This window comes from Paraburkholderia fungorum (assembly GCF_003610895.1).
Taxonomy (GTDB): domain Bacteria; phylum Pseudomonadota; class Gammaproteobacteria; order Burkholderiales; family Burkholderiaceae; genus Paraburkholderia; species Paraburkholderia fungorum_B.
In genome coordinates this window covers 18,471-36,677 of sequence record NZ_MCAS01000029.1, presented here as the reverse complement: position 1 = coordinate 36,677, position 18,207 = coordinate 18,471, and the positions used below count along the sequence as shown (strand labels likewise).

At 60.6% G+C, this 18,207-nt stretch carries 19 protein-coding genes; 14 read left to right on the top strand and 5 right to left on the bottom strand.

Annotation, left to right across the window (positions count from 1 at the left end; translation table 11 throughout):
- Positions 1-35: 35 nt before the first annotated feature.
- Positions 36-1,340, bottom strand: a complete 1,305-nt coding sequence (locus BCY88_RS24855; protein WP_120346819.1) for an MFS transporter — start codon at positions 1,338-1,340, stop codon at positions 36-38.
- Positions 1,341-1,606: 266 nt separating this feature from the next.
- Here BCY88_RS24855 and BCY88_RS24850 point away from each other — a divergent pair, with 266 nt between their 5' ends.
- On the top strand, positions 1,607-2,107 hold the full coding sequence (locus BCY88_RS24850) for an arsenate-mycothiol transferase ArsC (RefSeq protein ID WP_120346867.1): 501 nt from the start codon (positions 1,607-1,609) through the stop codon (positions 2,105-2,107).
- Positions 2,108-2,164: 57 nt separating this feature from the next.
- Here the strand turns inward: BCY88_RS24850 and BCY88_RS24845 are convergent, their stop codons facing one another.
- A complete protein-coding gene (locus BCY88_RS24845) occupies positions 2,165-2,440 on the bottom strand; it encodes a hypothetical protein (protein WP_120346818.1) in 276 nt (91 codons plus the stop codon).
- Positions 2,441-2,653: 213 nt separating this feature from the next.
- Positions 2,654-2,980, bottom strand: a complete 327-nt coding sequence (locus BCY88_RS24840; protein ID WP_120346817.1) for an H-NS histone family protein — start codon at positions 2,978-2,980, stop codon at positions 2,654-2,656.
- 786 nt (positions 2,981-3,766) lie between these two features.
- Here BCY88_RS24840 and BCY88_RS24835 point away from each other — a divergent pair.
- Together BCY88_RS24835 and BCY88_RS24830 are read left to right on the top strand one after the other, a co-directional pair.
- Positions 3,767-4,075 carry a hypothetical protein gene (locus BCY88_RS24835; protein ID WP_120346816.1) on the top strand — a complete coding sequence of 103 codons (309 nt, stop codon included), beginning with the start codon at positions 3,767-3,769 and terminating at the stop codon, positions 4,073-4,075.
- A 299-nt stretch (positions 4,076-4,374) separates the two neighbouring features.
- Positions 4,375-5,622 (top strand): MFS transporter, encoded by a 1,248-nt coding sequence (locus BCY88_RS24830; protein WP_120346815.1) that lies wholly within the window; start codon positions 4,375-4,377, stop codon positions 5,620-5,622.
- A gap of 91 nt (positions 5,623-5,713) precedes the next feature.
- On the opposite strand, the gene BCY88_RS24825 is transcribed toward BCY88_RS24830, so the two are convergent.
- Complete coding sequence (locus tag BCY88_RS24825) at positions 5,714-6,907, bottom strand: phytanoyl-CoA dioxygenase family protein (RefSeq protein ID WP_120346814.1); 1,194 nt, start codon at positions 6,905-6,907, stop codon at positions 5,714-5,716.
- A gap of 115 nt (positions 6,908-7,022) precedes the next feature.
- Between BCY88_RS24825 and BCY88_RS24820 the strand changes: the two genes are divergently transcribed.
- The 9 genes from BCY88_RS24820 (at position 7,023) to BCY88_RS24780 (ending at position 15,741) form a co-directional block, all read left to right on the top strand.
- Entirely contained in the window at positions 7,023-8,051 is a 1,029-nt protein-coding gene (locus BCY88_RS24820; protein ID WP_310796133.1) for a LacI family DNA-binding transcriptional regulator, read from the top strand.
- Between the two features lie 324 nt (positions 8,052-8,375).
- Positions 8,376-9,491, top strand: coding sequence for a SpoIIE family protein phosphatase (locus tag BCY88_RS24815; RefSeq protein WP_120346813.1), 1,116 nt, complete (start codon positions 8,376-8,378; stop codon positions 9,489-9,491).
- A gap of 14 nt (positions 9,492-9,505) precedes the next feature.
- Positions 9,506-10,069 (top strand): SiaB family protein kinase, encoded by a 564-nt coding sequence (locus BCY88_RS24810; RefSeq protein WP_120346865.1) that lies wholly within the window; start codon positions 9,506-9,508, stop codon positions 10,067-10,069.
- Between the two features lie 20 nt (positions 10,070-10,089).
- Positions 10,090-10,476, top strand: coding sequence for a DUF1987 domain-containing protein (locus BCY88_RS24805; protein ID WP_120346812.1), 387 nt, complete (start codon positions 10,090-10,092; stop codon positions 10,474-10,476).
- An 11-nt stretch (positions 10,477-10,487) separates the two neighbouring features.
- Entirely contained in the window at positions 10,488-11,246 is a 759-nt protein-coding gene (locus BCY88_RS24800) for a GGDEF domain-containing protein (protein ID WP_120346811.1), read from the top strand.
- Between the two features lie 222 nt (positions 11,247-11,468).
- Positions 11,469-12,221, top strand: coding sequence for an SDR family NAD(P)-dependent oxidoreductase (locus tag BCY88_RS24795; RefSeq protein WP_120346810.1), 753 nt, complete (start codon positions 11,469-11,471; stop codon positions 12,219-12,221).
- 94 nt (positions 12,222-12,315) lie between these two features.
- Entirely contained in the window at positions 12,316-13,647 is a 1,332-nt protein-coding gene (locus tag BCY88_RS24790) for an MFS transporter (protein ID WP_120346809.1), read from the top strand.
- 48 nt (positions 13,648-13,695) lie between these two features.
- Positions 13,696-14,874, top strand: coding sequence for an L-rhamnonate dehydratase (gene rhmD, locus BCY88_RS24785; protein WP_120346808.1), 1,179 nt, complete (start codon positions 13,696-13,698; stop codon positions 14,872-14,874).
- A gap of 84 nt (positions 14,875-14,958) precedes the next feature.
- A complete protein-coding gene (locus tag BCY88_RS24780; protein ID WP_120346807.1) occupies positions 14,959-15,741 on the top strand; it encodes an L-rhamnose 1-dehydrogenase Lra1 in 783 nt (260 codons plus the stop codon).
- A gap of 29 nt (positions 15,742-15,770) precedes the next feature.
- On the opposite strand, the gene BCY88_RS24775 is transcribed toward BCY88_RS24780, so the two are convergent.
- Positions 15,771-16,769, bottom strand: coding sequence for a LysR family transcriptional regulator (locus tag BCY88_RS24775; RefSeq protein ID WP_120346806.1), 999 nt, complete (start codon positions 16,767-16,769; stop codon positions 15,771-15,773).
- 130 nt (positions 16,770-16,899) lie between these two features.
- Between BCY88_RS24775 and rhaM the strand changes: the two genes are divergently transcribed.
- On the top strand, positions 16,900-17,223 hold the full coding sequence (rhaM, locus tag BCY88_RS24770) for an L-rhamnose mutarotase (protein WP_120346805.1): 324 nt from the start codon (positions 16,900-16,902) through the stop codon (positions 17,221-17,223).
- A 60-nt stretch (positions 17,224-17,283) separates the two neighbouring features.
- On the top strand, positions 17,284-18,177 hold the full coding sequence (locus tag BCY88_RS24765) for an amidohydrolase family protein (protein ID WP_120346804.1): 894 nt from the start codon (positions 17,284-17,286) through the stop codon (positions 18,175-18,177).
- Positions 18,178-18,207: the final 30 nt, after the last annotated feature.

Genomic DNA, 18,207 nt, shown 5'->3' with positions numbered 1-18,207 from the left:
AGCGCATCCGGGCGGCACTGAAGCCGCCCGGATGCTTACTTGCGAACCTGCTCGCGCGGCTGGAAGAAGGCGAGACAGGCGCCGGCGAAGAGCGCGGCGGCAATCACGATCATGCCGGCATTGGTGCTGTTCGTGACGTCCTTCATCCACCCGACGATGGTCGGGCTGACGAAGCCTGCCAGATTGCCTACCGAGTTGATCAGGCCGATGCCGGCCGCTGCGGCGCTACCGCCGAGCATCGCGCCAGGCCAGGCCCAGAACACCGGCATCGTGGCGAGTACGCCGGCCGTGCCGATCGACAGCGCGATCATCGCGAGAACGACGTTGGACGTAAAAAACGTGGCGCTCAGGAGGCCCACGCTCGCCATCAGGCTTGCGGCGGCGAAATGCCAGCGGCGCTCGCGCATGCGATCGGCACTCCGGGCGATCAGCAGCATCGCGACGATCGCGCAGCCGTACGGGATCGCGGTGAGCATGCCGACGTCCAGTGCATCTTTCACGCCGGCGGTTTTGATGAGCGTGGGCAGATAGAAGCTCACGCCGTAGAGACCCATCATGCAGCAGAAGTAAATCGCGGCCATGAACCACACCCGGCCATTGCTCAACACGCTCGACAGCGTGGCGTGCAGCTTGCCGGCGTCGTCTTGCGCAACGCGCTGTTCGAGCAGCGTCTTTTCCTCCTGCGTGAGCCATTTTGCCGAGCGGATGCCATTCGGCAGGTACTTCAGCGTCATGACGCCAAGCACGATCGAAGGAATGGCTTCCAGCAGGAACAGCCACTGCCAGTTTGCGAGCCCATGCACGCCATTGAATGCCTGCATGATCCAGCCGGACAATGGGCCGCCGAACACGCCGGCGACAGGAATGCCCATCATGAACAACGCATTCACGCGGCTGCGGCGCGCAGCCGGATACCAGTACGTCAGGTACAGCACGATGCCAGGGAAAAAACCCGCTTCCGCGACACCGAGAAGGAATCGCAACACGTAGAACTGGGTTGGCGTAGTGACGAACAGGGTGGCAGCCGAGATGACTGCCCATGTAATCATGATCCGGCTGATCCATACGCGTGCGCCAAACCGGTGCATCAGGACGTTGCTGGGGACTTCGAAAAAGAAATAGCCGATGAAGAAAATACCCGCGCCCAGCCCGTAAACCGTGTCGCTGAAGTGCAGGTCGTTGAGCATTTGCAGCTTCGCAAAGCCGACGTTGACGCGGTCAAGATAGGCCGCGACGTAGCAGAGAAATAAAAAGGGCAGGAGGCGCCAGGTGACTTTGGCGTAGGCGAGGGATTCCAGTTTGTCCCGGTCGGCGGCAGGGTTCAACGTTGTAGCGTTCATGTGTCTCTAATTACTATGGGATTTTCGCGCACGCTTGCAGTCGCCGCGAAGGCCACCTGGTTGGCGCGCGGTTGACAGCATACTGAAAGATTCGACTTTACGTTGTTGAACTTCGTCACAAATGCAACGCGCGATACCTGTGGGGCGGCTGTTCTGGTACATGCGCTGCAGTGCGGCACACCACGTCACCGAAATGTCATGACGGCGCAAAACTGACGCGGCAGAATCAGTCGAAGAGATAAAAAGAGCACAGGTACGGGGTGAGCGTGACCAGAAAATACAAGGTGCTGTTTCTCTGTCGGGAGAATTCAGCACGCAGCATCGTCGCCGAAGCTTTACTGCGCGAACTGGCGGGACACCGGTTCGAGGCATTCAGCGCGGGTCCGGAGCCGGCCGTGCGAGTTCATCCCATGGCGATCGCGCAATTGCGGCCGGGTATTTCGGACCTCGGCGTGCTCAGCCCGAAAAGCTGGCTGGAATTCACGGGCGAATGGGCGCCGCGGATGGACCTTATTGTCGCCATGGACGAATGCGTCGCCGGGCATCATGCGCCGCGCTTTCCCGGAGAACCATCGCTCTGCAGCTGGATCTTTGCCGATCCGCTCGTCGACGGCTTGCCCGAGCCGGAGCGAGTCCGCGTGTTTGAAAAAGTGTTCTGGCAAATCGTGCGGCAAGTCAGCGCATTCATTGAGTCGCCGCGCTTCGCGGCGGCGCGGGAAGCTGCCGCGAACACGCAGGCGCCGGCTTGCGTGGGTGACGGATTGTGAGCATCTTTCAGCAACTCATGAGCCTGAACGACGCCTGACGCACAATGAGGCGACGATTTACTGCCCGGTTTTCGGGGCATTCATTGCGCTGTCAGGCGGCACGGACTGGCTGCCGGCATCGTTCAAACTCATCGTCTGCATCATGTTTCCCGGCGCCCTCGCCATTGGGCTGTTGGCCGGGTCGCCGTGATACGTCATTCCCGATGTGGCGGCACTGTGCGCATTGCCTCCACCCGTGCCGCCCTGGCCATTGCCGCCACCTTGTGCGAACGCCGCGCCGCTCGCGGCGGCAATCGATAAAACCGCTGCTGCAAAACCCCATTTTCCTTTCATGACCTGCCCCTCAGGATGCAACGCGTTATTGCGCTGCTCTGACCGGATATACGGCGGGCCCGGATGACTGGATGCAAACCGTCGAGGCACAGCGTCTCTTCGTCAGCGTAGATGGCGCGAAAATGCGACCGTCGACGGACGCGCGAAGCCGGTTGTGCCCAGCAGACGAGTGCGGGTTATGCGTTTGCGCTAGCGATTGGACAATCTGGCTGCTTAGCGGTTGTTCTGGCGCGCAAGCGGGCTGCCTGCGAACGGGTCGTTTACCCAATCCACCTGTTTTCTCGGCTGCGGGGCGGGTGCCGGCGTTGCCGATAATTCGAAGTGGTCAATTGATTGACCTGCGCTAATTGCCTGTTTAAGCCATTGGGGCATTTCGCCCTGGCCGTCCCAGCTATCTCCGGTTGCGCTACGGTAGCGCGCGGCGGCTTGCCTCTTCGGTTCCACCGCCAGCACGGCGGCGAGGTCTTCTGGTTTGATGCCAAACTCTTCCATGCGATGGCGGAGATACGCAATCATGCTATCTCTCTTCCTTTCGTCCATAAGATATTCGTCCTTCTAAAGCGTGTGGCGTTCTGTCAGTTACAGATTGCAGGGGCAAGCCGCGCAAGCATTGCGCCCATAGAAATGGGGTCTGCGCGCGGCAAGGTTATTGATCGAAGGAAATTCCACTGGCAGCGTCAAAAACGGTGCCTCATAAATTGCGTTACTACGTATGCCCAGCGAGGCTGCCAATGCGGCTAACCGCGCCAATGAGTCAATATTCAAGCGTTCCGCCGCGCGTCGGGTACGGCTGGGTAAGCCTTACGGTCGCGATGGAAAAAACGGTGAGACGATACACTGATTGCGAATCGCCGGTCTCATGCCCGCACGCCAACTTTCGCCGCCGACTTTCGCCGGTGTCTCGTGCGGACTGATTTGTGCGTTATTCCAGCATCATAGCGCACTGTTCGGCTAAAGCACGCACCAGACCGGCGGATTTTGTTGCCGCAGGCGCCTGAGTGGGGCGCAACCGGCTGTAACCGGCACCACAAACAGCGTGTCGTGCCGGGTTTGAAATCCTGAGCGGCCGACCTATAACGAAACAGCGGAACCACAATCCGCGTTTCCAACCTGGTGCCGACCGATTCCGGCAAGCCATACGTGCATATCCGACATCAGTTTCAGGTTTGGCAACTATTTACTCGTTTAGTTCGGTGACTCGCCGCAGCAGTCCCGCATAGGCATTCGCCCGTCCGTCAGCTCGATCTGGCAACATGACGTCTTTTCGCGGATCAATTCTTTTCAAAGGGAAAAGCAACTGCTGCGCCGGATTCGAGGAGTCTGGACATGAAACCAGGTTTACTGATGGTGTTAGCAAGCGCCGTTTTCTTTCTGGCACCGAATACGGCTGGCGCGCAGGGCAGCCAGCAGGGCGATACCGCGCCGGACCGGGTGCTGATGCACAACGCAAACGAATCAGCGCAGGACATCACCGACATGTCGTTTGGTGAAACCGGGCAGGCCACGATGCCGGCAGCCCGAGCGGCGCAGAGCGTTTCCTATGGCGGCGTTGCCGCGGGCACGACGGGAGCGGGAGGCCGACAGGAGCGGCCGTGCTCTTCCGGGCCGCAGTGCAGGATCTACTTTGGCCAATAGCCGGCCGGCCGTTCAGGAGGCGGTGGGGAGCAGCACGCCGCCTCTTCCCATGCACACCACCTCGCCCTGATCGGAATACCCATACGCCCGACTGCAATTTTACGGAGTCGCCAGCGGGCGATTTAATACGATGTTAAGGTGTGTCTCATTCAGGGTTTCACCCGCCATCTTTTCCAATTGCAATCATTAGCAGGCCAATACCGCCTGCTTTTTTATTCATGATTTGCGGTTCGTGAATTGATTAGTCCGGTGCAACTGCTCCAATCCCACCCGTTGTTGAGTTACTCGCAAACAATACTATGTTGATGGAAGATAATCTGCCGGTGAGCACTGCCTCGCCGGACGATGGCGCCTCGTCGTCCCTGCGCTCCTGGCTTGCTGTCGTGGCCGTTGCAATCGGTGCTTTTGCATTCGTGACCACGGAGTTTTTACCCGTTGGATTGCTGCCGCGCATAGCCGCGGATCTGGGCGTGATGCCAGGCACCGCCGGACTGATGGTCACAGTGCCGGGCGTGATTGCCGCCATCTCCGCACCCGGCTTGATGCTGGTGGCTGGACGGATGGATCGCCGGCGGGTGTTTCTATTGCTCACGGCCTTGTTGCTGGCGTCGAATCTGATTTCCGCCTTTGCGCCCGATTTTCTCTCCATGCTGGTCGGGCGCGCATTGCTCGGCGCGGCATTGGGCGGATTCTGGACGCTCGCCACGGCTGCTTCGGGGCGCCTCGTGCGGCCGAAGGATTCGGCCCGGGCCATGGCGACGATTCTGACGGGCGTGACCTGCGCGACGGTGATCGGTGTGCCGCTCGGCACGTTCATTGCCAGCTACGCGTCGTGGCGTGCGTCGTTCATGGCGACCGGCGTACTGGTCGCCGTCGCGCTCGTGGCCCAGTTTTTCTTCGTGCCGTCCTTGCCGTCGAATGCCGCCTTGCGGCTGCGCGACCTGGTGGCGCTGTTGCGCCGGCCGCATCCGCGCAGGAGCATGTTGATGGTGGGACTCGTGTTCGGCGCGCACTTTTCCTCGTACACGTACATCACGCCGTTCCTGCTGCGCAATGCGAGTTTCACGATGGCGACGATCACGTGGTTGCTGCTCGGCTTCGGCATTATCGGGTTCTTCTCGAACTTCGCCGTTTCGTCGACGGTGACGCGCAATCTGAAAACATCGGTTGGCGTGATGGTTTCGCTGCTCATGTTCGCGCTGGTGGCGATGCCGCTCCTGCAACAATCGCAACTCGGCGTCGCCGCGCTCGTCCTCGCGTGGGGTGTTTCGTTCGGAGCCTTGCCGCTGTGTTTCAGCGTCTGGATTCAACGCGCCACACCGGACTCGCCGGAAGCGGGCTCGGCGCTCTTTGTCAGCATCATTCAGGTTGCTATCGCGCTGGGATCGCTCATTGGCGGTGTCGTGGTCGACCATGTCGGCATTTCCGCCGATTTTCTCTTCGGCAGCGGTTTGGCGCTGCTGGGGCTCGCGGCACTCGCGAGTTTCGGGCGCAGTGAACAGGCGGTCGCGGCGCAAGCGATCGCGTGTCCGGCATGTACGGATTAGTGCGCGCGGGTCAGCCACGGGCCGCGGTAAATTGAGCGCAAACGAAAGAGCGTGTGACCTGACAAAGCGGCGTCCCTACGTCTCTATGCCTCTATGCCTTGCGCCGCTCGGCCTGCTCACGAATTGCGGCTGTGAATCTGCCCGCGTCCCACCGTTCTGTGAGCGCCCGGCTGAATAGCGCCTGCTGACTCTCGGGGGCGAGGCCACCTTGCGGCGGGTCCCGGTCCAGGTTGGTTGGAAACGGATAGCCTTCCGCACAGCACGCAATCACCGCGTCGGCCTCTTCGTGCGCGATGTTCTTTATCCGCATCCGGTCCAGCAAGACCGGATACAACACCTCGCACATCCTGGTGCGATTGAGCGACTCCATCGCACGGCCGTAGGCCGATGAAATCTGCAGAAGGTTGGCCATGCGCTGAACCGAGGCCGTGCGGTTCGATCCGGCTGCGTGGAAGAGCGCGGGATTGAAGAACAGCGCATCGCCTTTTTCGAGCGGCAGTTGGACGTAGTGCGTTTCAAAGTAGTCGCGGAAGTCCTGGCGACGCCATGCGAGATACCCCTCGGCATAGCGCTGTGAGAAGGGCAGCAGCTTGGTCGGTCCGCTTTCCACGGGCATATTGGTGTGAGCAATCGCCCCTTGCAGCGTGAGAAAAGGGGACATCGCATGAACGTGAGGCGGATAGCGTTCGGCCTGCGCGACGGTTTGAAAACCGAGGTGGTAGTCGCGATGTGCCTCTTGTGCCTGTCCACCGGGTCGTACGACATTGACTTGCGAGGTCATCTGAAAGTGCGGCCCGAGCCACGCCTCAGCGATCGCGCAAAGTGCCGGGCTCGCGAAGTAGCGGGCAAACACGGCCGGGGCGCGCAGGCAAAGCTTTTCCTGCGCGTTCCAGATACGGTCATTGGCACCCGCCTTGGCGAAGTGGTCCGCCGCTGCGCCGCCGCCTTCGCGCTCCTCGCGGATGACCGACTCGAAGACGCGGGTCGCTTCGTCAATCGGCGCCGTGTCGGCATAAAGCCGTTTCAGCACCAGCACGCCGGCGCCCGTGTCCAATACGCTGGCCCACTCGGCCTGAAGGTCCGCGCGCCGCGCCGCGTCTTCAAGCACACCGCAAAGCGCCTGGCAGTCGTACAGCGGAACATGGTCGACTATTTCAGCGGCAAACCGAGGTTTGCCGGTATCCGCATGGGGTTGAAGCACAGCGACAAAGTCCTGGAGCGAACAGTTCTGCTCCCGGTACCCATGGCTTACGCGCGTGTCGCTACGCGGTGCACTGGCGCTCATGACGTCTCCTCCTGTTCTTGACCAACGATAGTCCTTAAGCGGGCGCTTGCGTTACCATAAATACCTCAAAAACACCTCAAATCTCGGCGGGCTCACAGTGGCGCATCGCTTTCTCATGAAGGAAATCGCCCTTCAGGCGGGCCTTGGACTCGCCACGGTCGACCGGGTGCTGAACGGGCGGGAGCATGTCCGTGAGCACACTCGCCAGCGCGTGCAGCATGCGATAAAGGAACTGGAAAAGCAGCAGTTCCAGTTGGCGACCAGCGGGCGCAAGCTCGTTGTCGATGTTGTTGTCGAAGCGCCGCGCAGATTCTCCGACGAGATACGTGAAGCATTGGAGTCGGAGTTGCCGGGACTGCAACCGGCCGTATTCCGGCCGCGCTTTCTGATGCAGGACATGATGACGACGGCGCAAGTCGTGGACGCGCTAGAAGCGATTGGCCGACGAGGCAGCCACGGCGTGTTGCTCAAGGCGCGGGACGTCCCTGCGGTTGCCGGCGCCGTCGCGGATTTGCAGCAACGGGGTATCCCGGTCGTCACTATCTTTACGGACATTGCGCAATCGGCCCGCATTGCTTACGCAGGTCTGGACAACCGGATGGCAGGAGCGACAGCCGCCTATCTGATCGCTCAGTGGCTCGCGCGCCGGGAGGGTGACGTCCTCGTCACAATGAGTCACGAGCGCTTCAGGGGCGAAGAAGAACGCGAACGCAGTTTTCGTGACGAGTTGCTGCGACAGTCTCCGAAGCTAAAACTCGTCGACGCCAGCGGCGGCCAGGGACTGGACGCTCAAACGGAGGAGCGGGTAAAACGAGCCGTTGGTTCGGGCCGGAAAATCGTGGCGGTGTATTCGATGGGTGGCGGGAACGTGGCGATATTGCGCGCACTCAGGTCGATGGGCCAGACACCGAAGTGTTTCATCGGGCACGACCTGGATCGCGACAATGTCGAACTGCTGCGCGAGGGAAAACTGAGTGCTGTATTGCACCATGACCTGCGCCAGGACATGCGAACCGCGTGCCACTACATCATGCACTTTCATAAGCTGTTGCCGGCGTCGGCGGTGGGATTGTCTTCGTCGGTGGTGGTGGTGACGCCGGCGAACATTCCGCAATCTGTCGAGCAGCGCTTCGGCAATCGGTAAGCGCCGCTGCGGCAGTCGTAGAGATGCAACGGGGCCTGAAATAAGCGCACGGCGGTGAAAACAACAAAGAAAACGTTTGCTATCGGTCTTCCGGCGCGCTCATATCCCGCTTGTCTTTTTGGGCGTTATTTTTCGATCGCGGGCGCAACGAAACTGTCATAAAGACCGATTAGCGTGCAGACTTCTTGTACAACCGGTAGTCTCGAAATGCATCCTGCGCTCGTGCAGTTACGTCGCCCCGGCATCGCCGGAAGCCCGCGTTGCGCCGGCGATTTATGTCAGGAAGTCCCAGCCATCGATGCCGCCGACTCAAACTCCCGGGCCATGGAGATTTTCTACGCGCGGCGCGACATGACCAGCCTGGCCGTGGTGGAAGGCGACCGGCCCATCGGACTGATCAACCGCGATATTTTGCTGTCGCAAATGAGCAAGCCGTTTCACCGGGAGCTTTACGACAAGAAAAGCTGTATCGCGTTCATGGACAAGGAGCCGCTCATCGTCGACATGGACATGAGCATCGAGGCGCTTACGTTCAAGACGGTTGAGGTGGGTAATAAGGCGCTGTCCGACGGATTCATCGTGACACGGCAGGGCCGATTCGCCGGACTTGCCAGCGGCTTTCAGTTATTGGGCGCGATGGCGGAGATGCAGGCGGAAAAGAACCGTCAGATCATGCAGAGCATCGAGTATGCGAGCGTGATCCAGCAGGCCATGCTGCGCGCTTCGCGCGATGCGCTGTCCTCCATGTTGCCGGACGCCGGGCTGGTATGGGAGCCGCGTGATGTGGTCGGCGGCGATTTCTATCACTTCGCATCGTTTTCCGATGGATGGTTTGGCGCTGTCGCTGACTGTACCGGACATGGTGTGCCCGGCGCTTTCATGACCCTGCTTGCCTCCGCCTCGCTGTCGCAGGCACTCGAAAAAATCGGACCACGCGATCCCGCGGCCCTTCTCGCGGCGCTCAATCGCAACGTCAAGGGCTTGCTGGGTCAGGTGCATAGGGTCGGCGAGTCGCCGCAGTCCAACGACGGCCTCGATGCGGCTTTCTTCTGGTTCGACACGCGTCAGCGGCGCCTGTATTTTTCCGGCGCGCGTATCGCGCTGCACGTTTTGCGGCCGGATGCCGATCACTTTGAAAGTCTTTCGGGCGAACGCATGGGCGTCGGATATGTCGATAGTCTGGAGGACTATGAGTGGGCGTTGAACACCGTAGATCTTCCCGAGGGCAGCCTCCTGTTCGTCTCGACAGATGGGCTGATCGATCAGATCGGTGGTCCGAAAAAGATTGCTTTTAGCAGGCGTCGGGCGCTCGAGTTCATTATCGGGAATCGTGCGCAATCACTAACCACCATATGCGTTGGTCTGCAGCGCGCACTGGCCGAATGGCAAGGTACACAAGCACGTCGCGATGACATGACGCTATTTTTTGCGCACGTTTAGGGTAGCCCATGAACATGTTTAAACTCTTAGGCCAGGATGCCGCGTTTTTCGAACTCGCTCAGAGTCGCAACCTGCTTTTCTACCACAAAGGTTATTTCTCCCAAAGCATCGTCGCGGCGATGAGCGAGGTCGTGAAGCTGCAACTGGAAGTTGCAGGGATCAGCGCACCGACCCGGCGCAAACTGTTTTCGTCCTTTATCGAACTCTCGCAGAATATCGTCCACTATTCGTCCGATTCGCTCGTCGAGGGCGACGGGGCGGGTGACGCCATACGTGAGGGCGCAATGTGTATTACCACCGACGGCGAGCGTCACCTGCTCTCGTGCGTGAATCCCATTGCGACCACAGCGGTAGGCGATCTGCGCGAGAAGCTCGAGCCGTTGCGCAACATGTCGCTCGAAGAAATCAAGCAGGCGTACAAGCAAACGCTGCGCTCCGATACGCCGGAGGAAAGTAAGGGCGCGGGGCTTGGCTTCCTGACGATGGCTCGCGACGCGAGCGCTCCGCTGGAATTTGCCTTCCATCCGCGTGCCGATGCCCCGGAAATCACGCTGTTTTGCCTCAAGACCATCATCTGACGAAGGAACGAGCAGGATCCATGGAAAATTTTCATATAGCGGCCACGACTACGTCGCCGGAAATTGATTTTCAATTCGACCAGAACGTGCTGATTTTCAGGGGAGAGTCTTATCCGGAGAACGCGGCCGCGTTCTATGCTCCGATCATCGAGCGCCTCCGCGCGTATCTTGCAAGTTGCAACAATGCCGATATTACGGTTGAAGTCACGCTGACTTACTTCAACAGTTCGAGCACGAAGGTGCTGTTCAGCGTGTTCGATGCGTTGGATGAGGCGGCTTCATCTGGAAATCGAGTGCTGGTGAGGTGGTACCGGGACGCGGAGGACGAAACCATTCTCGAATTCGGCGAGGAATTGCAAGCCGATTTCACGGCGATCCAGTTCAACGATTGTCCGGTTTCGACCTAAGGAAGGCCACGGTGGTTTCAAACTCATCTTCAGACGCATCGTCGAATGACGCTCCGGATCTGTTCCAGAACGAGAGCGAGGCGCTGGAGAAAGCACGCGCGATTCATACGGATGTCAACGCCGACGCACAGCAATGCCGGCTGGCGCTCGCTGAGCTCATCGGGCATTTCGAACGTCTGATGCGCGAGACGCGCCGTCTTATCGGGCGCAGTGACCGCGCCGAGCGCGAGATGCATGCACTGACTCAACAGTTGCAATATCGCGCGACACACGATGCGTTGACTAATGTACTGAACCGCAGTGCCGTGATCGAACGGACGAGCAAGGCGTTGCGCGTCGATCGGGCAGTGATGATCTTGCTCGACATCGACGAGTTCAAGAAAGTCAATGACGATTTCGGACATCCTGTTGGCGACTCGGTGATACTCGGCATAGTCGATTGTTTGCGGCGCATTGTCGGTGAGCAGGGCGTCATCGGCCGCGTCGGCGGCGAAGAGTTTACGGTGCTGTTGCCGGGGTACGGTCTTGCCGACGCACTGCAGCTGGCGGAGAAGATGCGAGGCGCAATCGGCAGTCACGTTTTCGCCGCGCCTGTGAATCGTCGCATCACGGCCAGTTTTGGAGTCAGTGCCAATCCGGTACGGACCGATTTCGATACTGCATACGGATTAGCAGATTCGGCCTTGTATAAGGCGAAGCGAGGAGGGCGGAATCGCGTCGAGTTTGCTGATCCGCAATTGCTTTCGCTTACGACCGCAACCCCGGATTGAGCGGTAATTCATCGTAGCTGGCGCGGCCGCGGAGCTTCATCATTCGCGAGTCCCTCAAACATGCCGCGACCGATTCACTTTTGTTATCGCCTCCTCCAATACACGGATTGTTAGCGCATCGCACCGCTCGTATAGTGACTGAACGAAAGCAGACGCAGCACGATCAGCACAAATACAACAACCGAAAGGCAGGCCGCCCAGGCCTGCCGCAGGAGCACAGCGATGAATCGAATCGATCTGGAGGGGCGTGTTGTCGCCATTACCGGCGGCGCACGCGGCATTGGCTACGCGGTGGCGCAACGGGCGCTGCAATCGGGCGCATCGGTTGCGCTATGGGATATCGACGCCGAGCGGCTCGGGCGCAGCCAGCACGAGCTCAGCGAACTGGGCAAGGTAACGGCCGTCACGGTCGAGCTCACCCAGGAAGCCTCGGTCGTTCAGGCGGTGGCGCAGACACTCGCCGCTCATGGTGCGATCGACGTCCTGATCAACTGCGCCGGCATCACCGGCGGCAACGGCGCGACGTGGGAGTTGGACCCCGAGGTCTGGCGCCGCGTAATCGACGTGAATCTGATCGGCCCCTACCTCACCTGCCGTGCGGTCGTACCGCAGATGCTCAAGCAGGGCTACGGCCGGATCGTCAATATCGCGTCGGTGGCCGGCAAAGAGGGCAACCCGAACGCCTCGCACTACAGCGCCTCCAAAGCCGGGCTCATCGGCTTGACCAAATCCCTCGGCAAAGAACTCGCGACAAAGAACATTCTCGTCAATGCGGTCACGCCGGCCGCGGCCAAAACCGAGATATTCGATTCGATGTCGCAGCAGCATATCGACTACATGCTTTCGAAGATTCCCATGAACCGGTTCCTGTTGCCGGAAGAAGCGGCTTCCCTGATTCTCTGGCTCTCGTCCGAAGACTGCGCGTTCAGCACGGGTGCGGTATTCGATCTGTCCGGCGGCCGTGCCACTTACTGAGGCATCGCTGCATGACTTAAGCGGTGGCCGTGGCAATGCAAGAGGCAAAAAGAAAACGCAGAGCGCGACCCGCGCACCCTGCGAAGGAGACGACATGAATCAGCAATCGCCCGTTTCGCTGGAGGCGATCAACAGCAAGGTCATGCGGCGGCTGTTGCCGTTCCTGTTACTGATGTATGTGCTGGCGTTTCTCGATCGCGCCAATATCGGCTTCGCGCAGAAGGCGTTGCAGCACGATACGGGCTTGTCCAACGCGGCGTTTGCCTTCGGCGCCGGCGTGTTCTTCGTCGGCTATGCATTGTTCGAAGTCCCGAGCAATCTTCTGTTGCATCGGGTCGGCGCACGCGCATGGATGTGCCGGATCATGGTGACCTGGGGACTCGTCTCGGCGGCGATGTGTCTTGCGCATACGCCAACCGCCTTTTACTCGCTACGTTTTCTGCTGGGTGTCGCCGAAGCGGGCTTCTTTCCCGGCGTGATCTATTACCTGACCCACTGGTTTCCGCAAGTGGCGCGAGCACGCGCGGTCGGCGTGTTTTACTTCGGTGCGCCGCTGGCATTTATCTTCGGCAGTCCGCTGTCGGGTTCATTGCTCGAATTGCACGGCACGATGGGTCTGGCCGGCTGGCAGTGGCTGTTTCTGATCGAGGGCACGTTGGCCTCATTGGTCGGCGTATGGGCGTTCTGGTATCTCGACAATCGCCCTGAAGACGCCCGTTGGCTCGATGCAGAAGAGCGCAGCACCTTGCGCGGTGCGCTGGACGACGATGCGCGCGCCGCATCCGCTCATGGACCGCATCATATTCTCGCCGCGCTGGTGGACCGCCGGGTGTTGCTGCTCTCGGTGATCTATCTGCTGATCCAGATGAGTGTCTACGGCGTGATCTTCTATTTGCCGCAACAGGTAGCCGCTTTGCTCGGCACAGCGGTCGGCTTGCGCGTGGGCCTCGTTGCCGCGTTGCCGTGGCTGTGTGCGTTGGCCGTGACATGGTACGTCCCGCGCCGTGCGGACCGCACGGGCGGACACCGGCGCTGGGCGGTCGCGCTGCTGGTGCTCGCGGGCCTTGGCATCGGCGCTTCGGGGCTTGCGCATAGCCCGTCGATCGGCTTGATCGCGCTGTGTTTCGCGGCCAGTGGTTTTATCGCGGCGCAGCCGCTGTTCTGGACATTCCCGACACGCTATCTCACCGGCGCGGCGGCGGCGGGCGGTATCGCGCTGATCAATTCGCTCGGCGGCCTGGGAGGATTCATCGCGCCGAGTCTGCGTACCGCTGCGGAGCGGGCGTTTTCGTCGACCTCGGCCGGGCTGATCGTGTTGGGCGTGTCGAGTCTGCTGGCGGCGCTCATGATCGGCGCGCTGTTGCGACGCGACGGCGTGCTGTCATCCGGCGGGTCGTTCCAGAACTTGCTGCACCGCGCCCGCTAGGCGCATTTTCGGTTGCGCGTTCGACGCACCAACAACGGAGCACTCTTCATGGCCATGCCTACTATCCGGCACGTGCGTGCCTTCATCGTCCGCGGCGGCGGGGCGGATTATCACGACCAACCCGACGGGCACTGGATCGACGATCACATTTCCACGCCGATGGCGCGTTACCCGGAGTATCGTCAGAGCCGGCAGTCATTCGGTATCAACGTGCTCGGCACCCTGGTCGTCGAGATCGAAGCGAGCGACGGCACAGTCGGTTTCGCGGTGACGACGGGTGGTGAAATCGGTGCATTCATCGTCGAGAAACATCTCGCGCGTTTTCTCGAAGGTCAGCTTGTCACCGACATCGAGAAGATGTGGGATCAGATGTATTTCTCGACCTTGTACTACGGTCGCAAGGGCGTGGTGCTCAATACGATCTCCGGCGTCGATCTCGCGTTGTGGGATCTGCTCGCGAAAGTCCGCAAGGAGCCCGTGTACCAACTATTGGGCGGTCCGGTGCGCGACGAGCTCGTCTTCTATGCGACCGGCGCGCGTCCCGACCTCGCGAAGGCGATGGGTTTCATCGGCGGCAAACTGCCGTTGCAGCATGGTCCTGCGGAGGGCGAGGATGGTCTGCGAAAGAATCTGGAGAAGCTCGCCGAGATGCGCAGCCGGGTCGGCAATGACTTCTGGCTGATGTACGACTGCTGGATGAGTCTCGACGTGCCGTATGCCACACGCCTCGCGCAGGCCGCGCACGAATACGGGCTGAAATGGATCGAGGAATGCCTGCCGCCGGACGACTACTGGGGTTACGCCGAACTGCGCCGCAACGTGCCGCGCGGCATGATGGTGTCGACCGGCGAGCATGAAGCAACGCGCTGGGGCTTTCGCATGCTGCTGGAAATGCAGTGCTGCGATCTGATCCAGCCGGATGTGGGCTGGTGCGGCGGCATCACCGAACTCATCAAGATCTCCGCGCTCGCCGATGCCCACAATGTGATGGTGGTGCCGCACGGCTCGTCGGTGTATAGCTATCACTTCGTCGTCACGCGGCACAACTCGCCGTTCGCCGAGTTTCTGATGATGGCGCCGAAAGCGGATGAAATCGTGCCGATGTTTACGCCGTTATTGCTCGACGAACCGGTGCCCGTGAACGGGCGCATGAAAGTGCCGGACACGCCGGGTTTCGGTGTGCGGCTCAATCCGGAGTGCGCGCTGGTGCGGCCTTATCCAAGATGAGCGCGATGAGCACGTACGAAGGCGACGTAACCTCGACTTCAACCCGCAAGATACCGTATTGATTCAGCCAACAGGGAGAATGACGTGTTGCTCAAGGACAAGGTCGTGATCGTCACAGGCGGTTCGCGGGGCATCGGCCGCGCGATAGCCGTTGCATGCGCAACCGAAGGCGCGGATGTGGCGATCAACTACTGGGGCGATAACGACGCATCCTATGGCCGCCGTTCGGCCGTCGCGGAAGTGGTCGGCGAAATTGAAGCGTTGGGGCGGCGCGTGATCGCGGTCGAAGGCAATGTCGCCTTGCGTGAAACCGGCCACGAGCTGGTTCGCCAGACCGTTGAAGCGTTCGGCAAAGTCGACGTGCTCGCGAGCAATGCCGGTATCTGTCCGTTCCACGCCTTTCTCGACATGCCGCCCGACATACTGGAGTCGACAGTGGCGGTCAATCTGAACGGGGCGTTCTACGTCACACAGGCTGCCGCGCAGCAAATGAAAGCACAGGGTACCGGCGGCGCGATCGTGGCGACGAGTTCGATCAGCGCGCTGGTAGGCGGCGGCATGCAAACGCATTACACGCCGACCAAAGCCGGTGTGCATTCGCTGATGCAGTCATGCGCGGTGGCGTTGGGGCCGTACGGCATTCGCTGCAATTCGGTCATGCCCGGCACGATCGCGACCGACCTGAACGCGGAAGATCTCGCCGACGAAGCGAAAAAAGCCTACTTCGAAAAGCGCATTCCGCTGGGCAGACTGGGCCGCCCGGAGGATGTTGCCGATTGCGTCGTGTTCCTTGCCTCGGAGCGCGCGCGCTATGTCACAGGCGCCGCGCTGCTCGTGGACGGCGGCCTGTTTGTCAACCTGCAGTAGCGCGAGATGCCGACGTTACGATGGCGCGATCAATTGACCGGTGCGGATACGATCGCGGGCCCGGCCGTTGCGGCGGCAGAATCGTCGCGGGCGAGCTTGCGCGAGAAGCCGCGCAGCAAATCGATGAAACGCAGCGCCGGATCGGCGAGTGCTTCTTCCTTGCGCGTAAGAATGCCGAACCCGGCGAGGCTCTTGCCGATTTCGAGCGGCAGCGCCACCAGCAGCTTGCCACGCACGTGATCGCGCACGACCGATTCGGGCAGCATGGCCACGGCGTCGTAATTCTCGAGCAATTGCAGCGTGGCGAAGATCGACGCGCACTCGGTCAGATTGACCGGCGTCGCAAGTCCGGCACGTGCGAGTTCCTCCTCGAACAGTACGCGCGCCGGACTGGTAACCGGTTGCGCGACCCACGGCCAGTCGATCAGCTCGCGCAGCGTAATGTGCGAGCGCTGCGCCAGCGGATGCACCGAACGCACCACCAGCAGCAAGGTTTCGCGAGCGAGCGGTTCGAAGCTGAAATCGTTGTGTTGCAACGGACTGGTCAGGCGTCCAAGCGCCAGGTCGATCTCGCGGCGATGCAGCAATTGAACGACCTGGTCGCTGGTCTCGCCCAGAATGCGCACGTTCAGCAAAGGGCTTTCGGTTTTCAGGGCGGCGACCGCCATGGCCAGCAGATCGGGCGCGGCGCCCATGATGGCGCCGACGGTCAACTGGCCGTGTCCGCCGCGGCGTTTGACGTCGAGGTCTTCGGCAAAACGGGTCAACTCGGCCAGTGCGCGCCGCGCGTAGGCCAGCGTGACCACGCCGAGCGGCGTGGGCGTCATGCCGCGTGCGTTGCGTTCGAACAGCAGGAAGCCGAAGGCTTCCTCGATGTCGCCGAGCATGCGGCTCGCGCTGGGTTGTGCGACGTTGATGGCCTCGGCGGCCTGGTGGAGATTGCGTGCGTCGTCGAGCGCGACGAGCAGCGCGAGGTGCTTGAACTTGAGCCGATTGACGAGTGCGATGGCAGCTGAGTGTTGGCTCATGGTTCCGGTGCGATTCGGTTTGTGGATCGCCCAATCCCAACAACGGATTGAGATGCTATCGACGCAGGAATTATAGTCGTATCAGACGCCGCGAGGAGAAGGCGCCGGATACGACGGGAGACAGGCCGCAATGGAAACAATCGCTTTCCGGATGGTGCTCAACCCCGGCATGCGCGAAGAATACGAGCGACGTCATGCGCAAATCTGGCCTGAACTGGTTGATGCATTGCACAACGCCGGTGTGCACGACTATCGGATTTTCTTCGACGCCGAATCGAATCACCTTTTCGCCGTGCTGACGCGCACCACGAATCACACCATGAACGCGCTGCCGCGGCTCGACGTGATGCGCAAATGGTGGGATTACATGGCGGACATCATGCAGACAGCCCCCGACCATACGCCGCTTCAGCAGCCGCTCGAACCGGTTTTTCATTTGAACTCACTTAGCTGACTGCAATTAGCTGACTTCAATTAGCTGATTTTGCCTGGACCTTGGCGCGGAGGATGTCGCATGCAGGTGGTCGATTCGCATATTCATTTGTGGGACCTGAAGACGCATCGCTATCCGTGGCTGGAAAACCCGGGCGTGTCGTTCGTGGGAGACGCACGCGCGCTGAAACACGACTATCTGCTCGACGATCTGCTGGGCGAGGCGGGCGATATCGAGGTGCTGAAACTGGTGCACGTGGAAGCGAATCACGATCCGGCCGATCCGGTCGAGGAAACGCGCTGGCTGCAATCTATTGCGGATCGTCCGGCGTCGCGCGGTATGCCGGAGGCGATTGTCGCCGCAGTGGATCTGTCCGCGGCGAACGCACCGGCACTGCTCGAGGCGCACGCATCGTTCGCCAATACGCGCGGCATCAGGCAGATACTGAATGTGCACGAGAACAAGCTGTTCGATTACGTGGGCCGTCATTTCATGCACGAGCCCACGTGGCGCGAACATTTTGCGTTATTGCGCCGCTATGACCTCTCGTTCGATCTGCAACTGTATCCGTCGCAGATGGAAGCGGCCGCAGAGCTGGCGCGTACCCATGCCGATACGGTTTTTATCGTCAATCACGCGGGCATGTTCGTGGACCGCAGCAGTGTTGCCGGCTATCGCGCGTGGCGCGACGGCATGCGAATGCTCGCCACTTGCAGGAATGTCGCGGTGAAGATCAGCGGACTCGCCATGTTCGATCACCGGTGGACGGTGGAAAGTCTGCGGCCTTATGTGCTCGAAACGATCGATACGTTCGGTGTCGAGCGAGCGATGTTCGCGTCGAACTTTCCGGTCGACCGGTTGTTTGGCTCTTACGCGGATCTGTGGCACGCGTACGCGTCGATTGTCGAGGGCGCGAGCATGGCTGAGAAAGACGCGCTGTTTTGCCGTAACGCGGAACGTTTTTATCGTATCTGATCGTATCCGGAGTGCCGCGCCCGGTGTACT

Coding starts and splice junctions, on each gene's coding strand:
- BCY88_RS24820 (WP_310796133.1), top strand. CDS start 7,023: ATGAAGGAAATCGCCCTTCAGGCGGGCCTTGGACTCGCCACGGTCGAC.
- rhaM (WP_120346805.1), top strand. CDS start 16,900: ATGGAAACAATCGCTTTCCGGATGGTGCTCAACCCCGGCATGCGCGAA.
- BCY88_RS24830 (WP_120346815.1), top strand. CDS start 4,375: ATGTTGATGGAAGATAATCTGCCGGTGAGCACTGCCTCGCCGGACGAT.
- BCY88_RS24790 (WP_120346809.1), top strand. CDS start 12,316: ATGAATCAGCAATCGCCCGTTTCGCTGGAGGCGATCAACAGCAAGGTC.
- BCY88_RS24810 (WP_120346865.1), top strand. CDS start 9,506: ATGTTTAAACTCTTAGGCCAGGATGCCGCGTTTTTCGAACTCGCTCAG.
- BCY88_RS24765 (WP_120346804.1), top strand. CDS start 17,284: ATGCAGGTGGTCGATTCGCATATTCATTTGTGGGACCTGAAGACGCAT.
- BCY88_RS24835 (WP_120346816.1), top strand. CDS start 3,767: ATGAAACCAGGTTTACTGATGGTGTTAGCAAGCGCCGTTTTCTTTCTG.
- BCY88_RS24855 (WP_120346819.1), bottom strand. CDS start 1,340: ATGAACGCTACAACGTTGAACCCTGCCGCCGACCGGGACAAACTGGAA.
- BCY88_RS24825 (WP_120346814.1), bottom strand. CDS start 6,907: ATGAGCGCCAGTGCACCGCGTAGCGACACGCGCGTAAGCCATGGGTAC.
- BCY88_RS24815 (WP_120346813.1), top strand. CDS start 8,376: ATGGAGATTTTCTACGCGCGGCGCGACATGACCAGCCTGGCCGTGGTG.
- BCY88_RS24840 (WP_120346817.1), bottom strand. CDS start 2,980: ATGGACGAAAGGAAGAGAGATAGCATGATTGCGTATCTCCGCCATCGC.
- BCY88_RS24805 (WP_120346812.1), top strand. CDS start 10,090: ATGGAAAATTTTCATATAGCGGCCACGACTACGTCGCCGGAAATTGAT.
- rhmD (WP_120346808.1), top strand. CDS start 13,696: ATGGCCATGCCTACTATCCGGCACGTGCGTGCCTTCATCGTCCGCGGC.
- BCY88_RS24795 (WP_120346810.1), top strand. CDS start 11,469: ATGAATCGAATCGATCTGGAGGGGCGTGTTGTCGCCATTACCGGCGGC.
- BCY88_RS24775 (WP_120346806.1), bottom strand. CDS start 16,769: ATGAGCCAACACTCAGCTGCCATCGCACTCGTCAATCGGCTCAAGTTC.
- BCY88_RS24845 (WP_120346818.1), bottom strand. CDS start 2,440: ATGAAAGGAAAATGGGGTTTTGCAGCAGCGGTTTTATCGATTGCCGCC.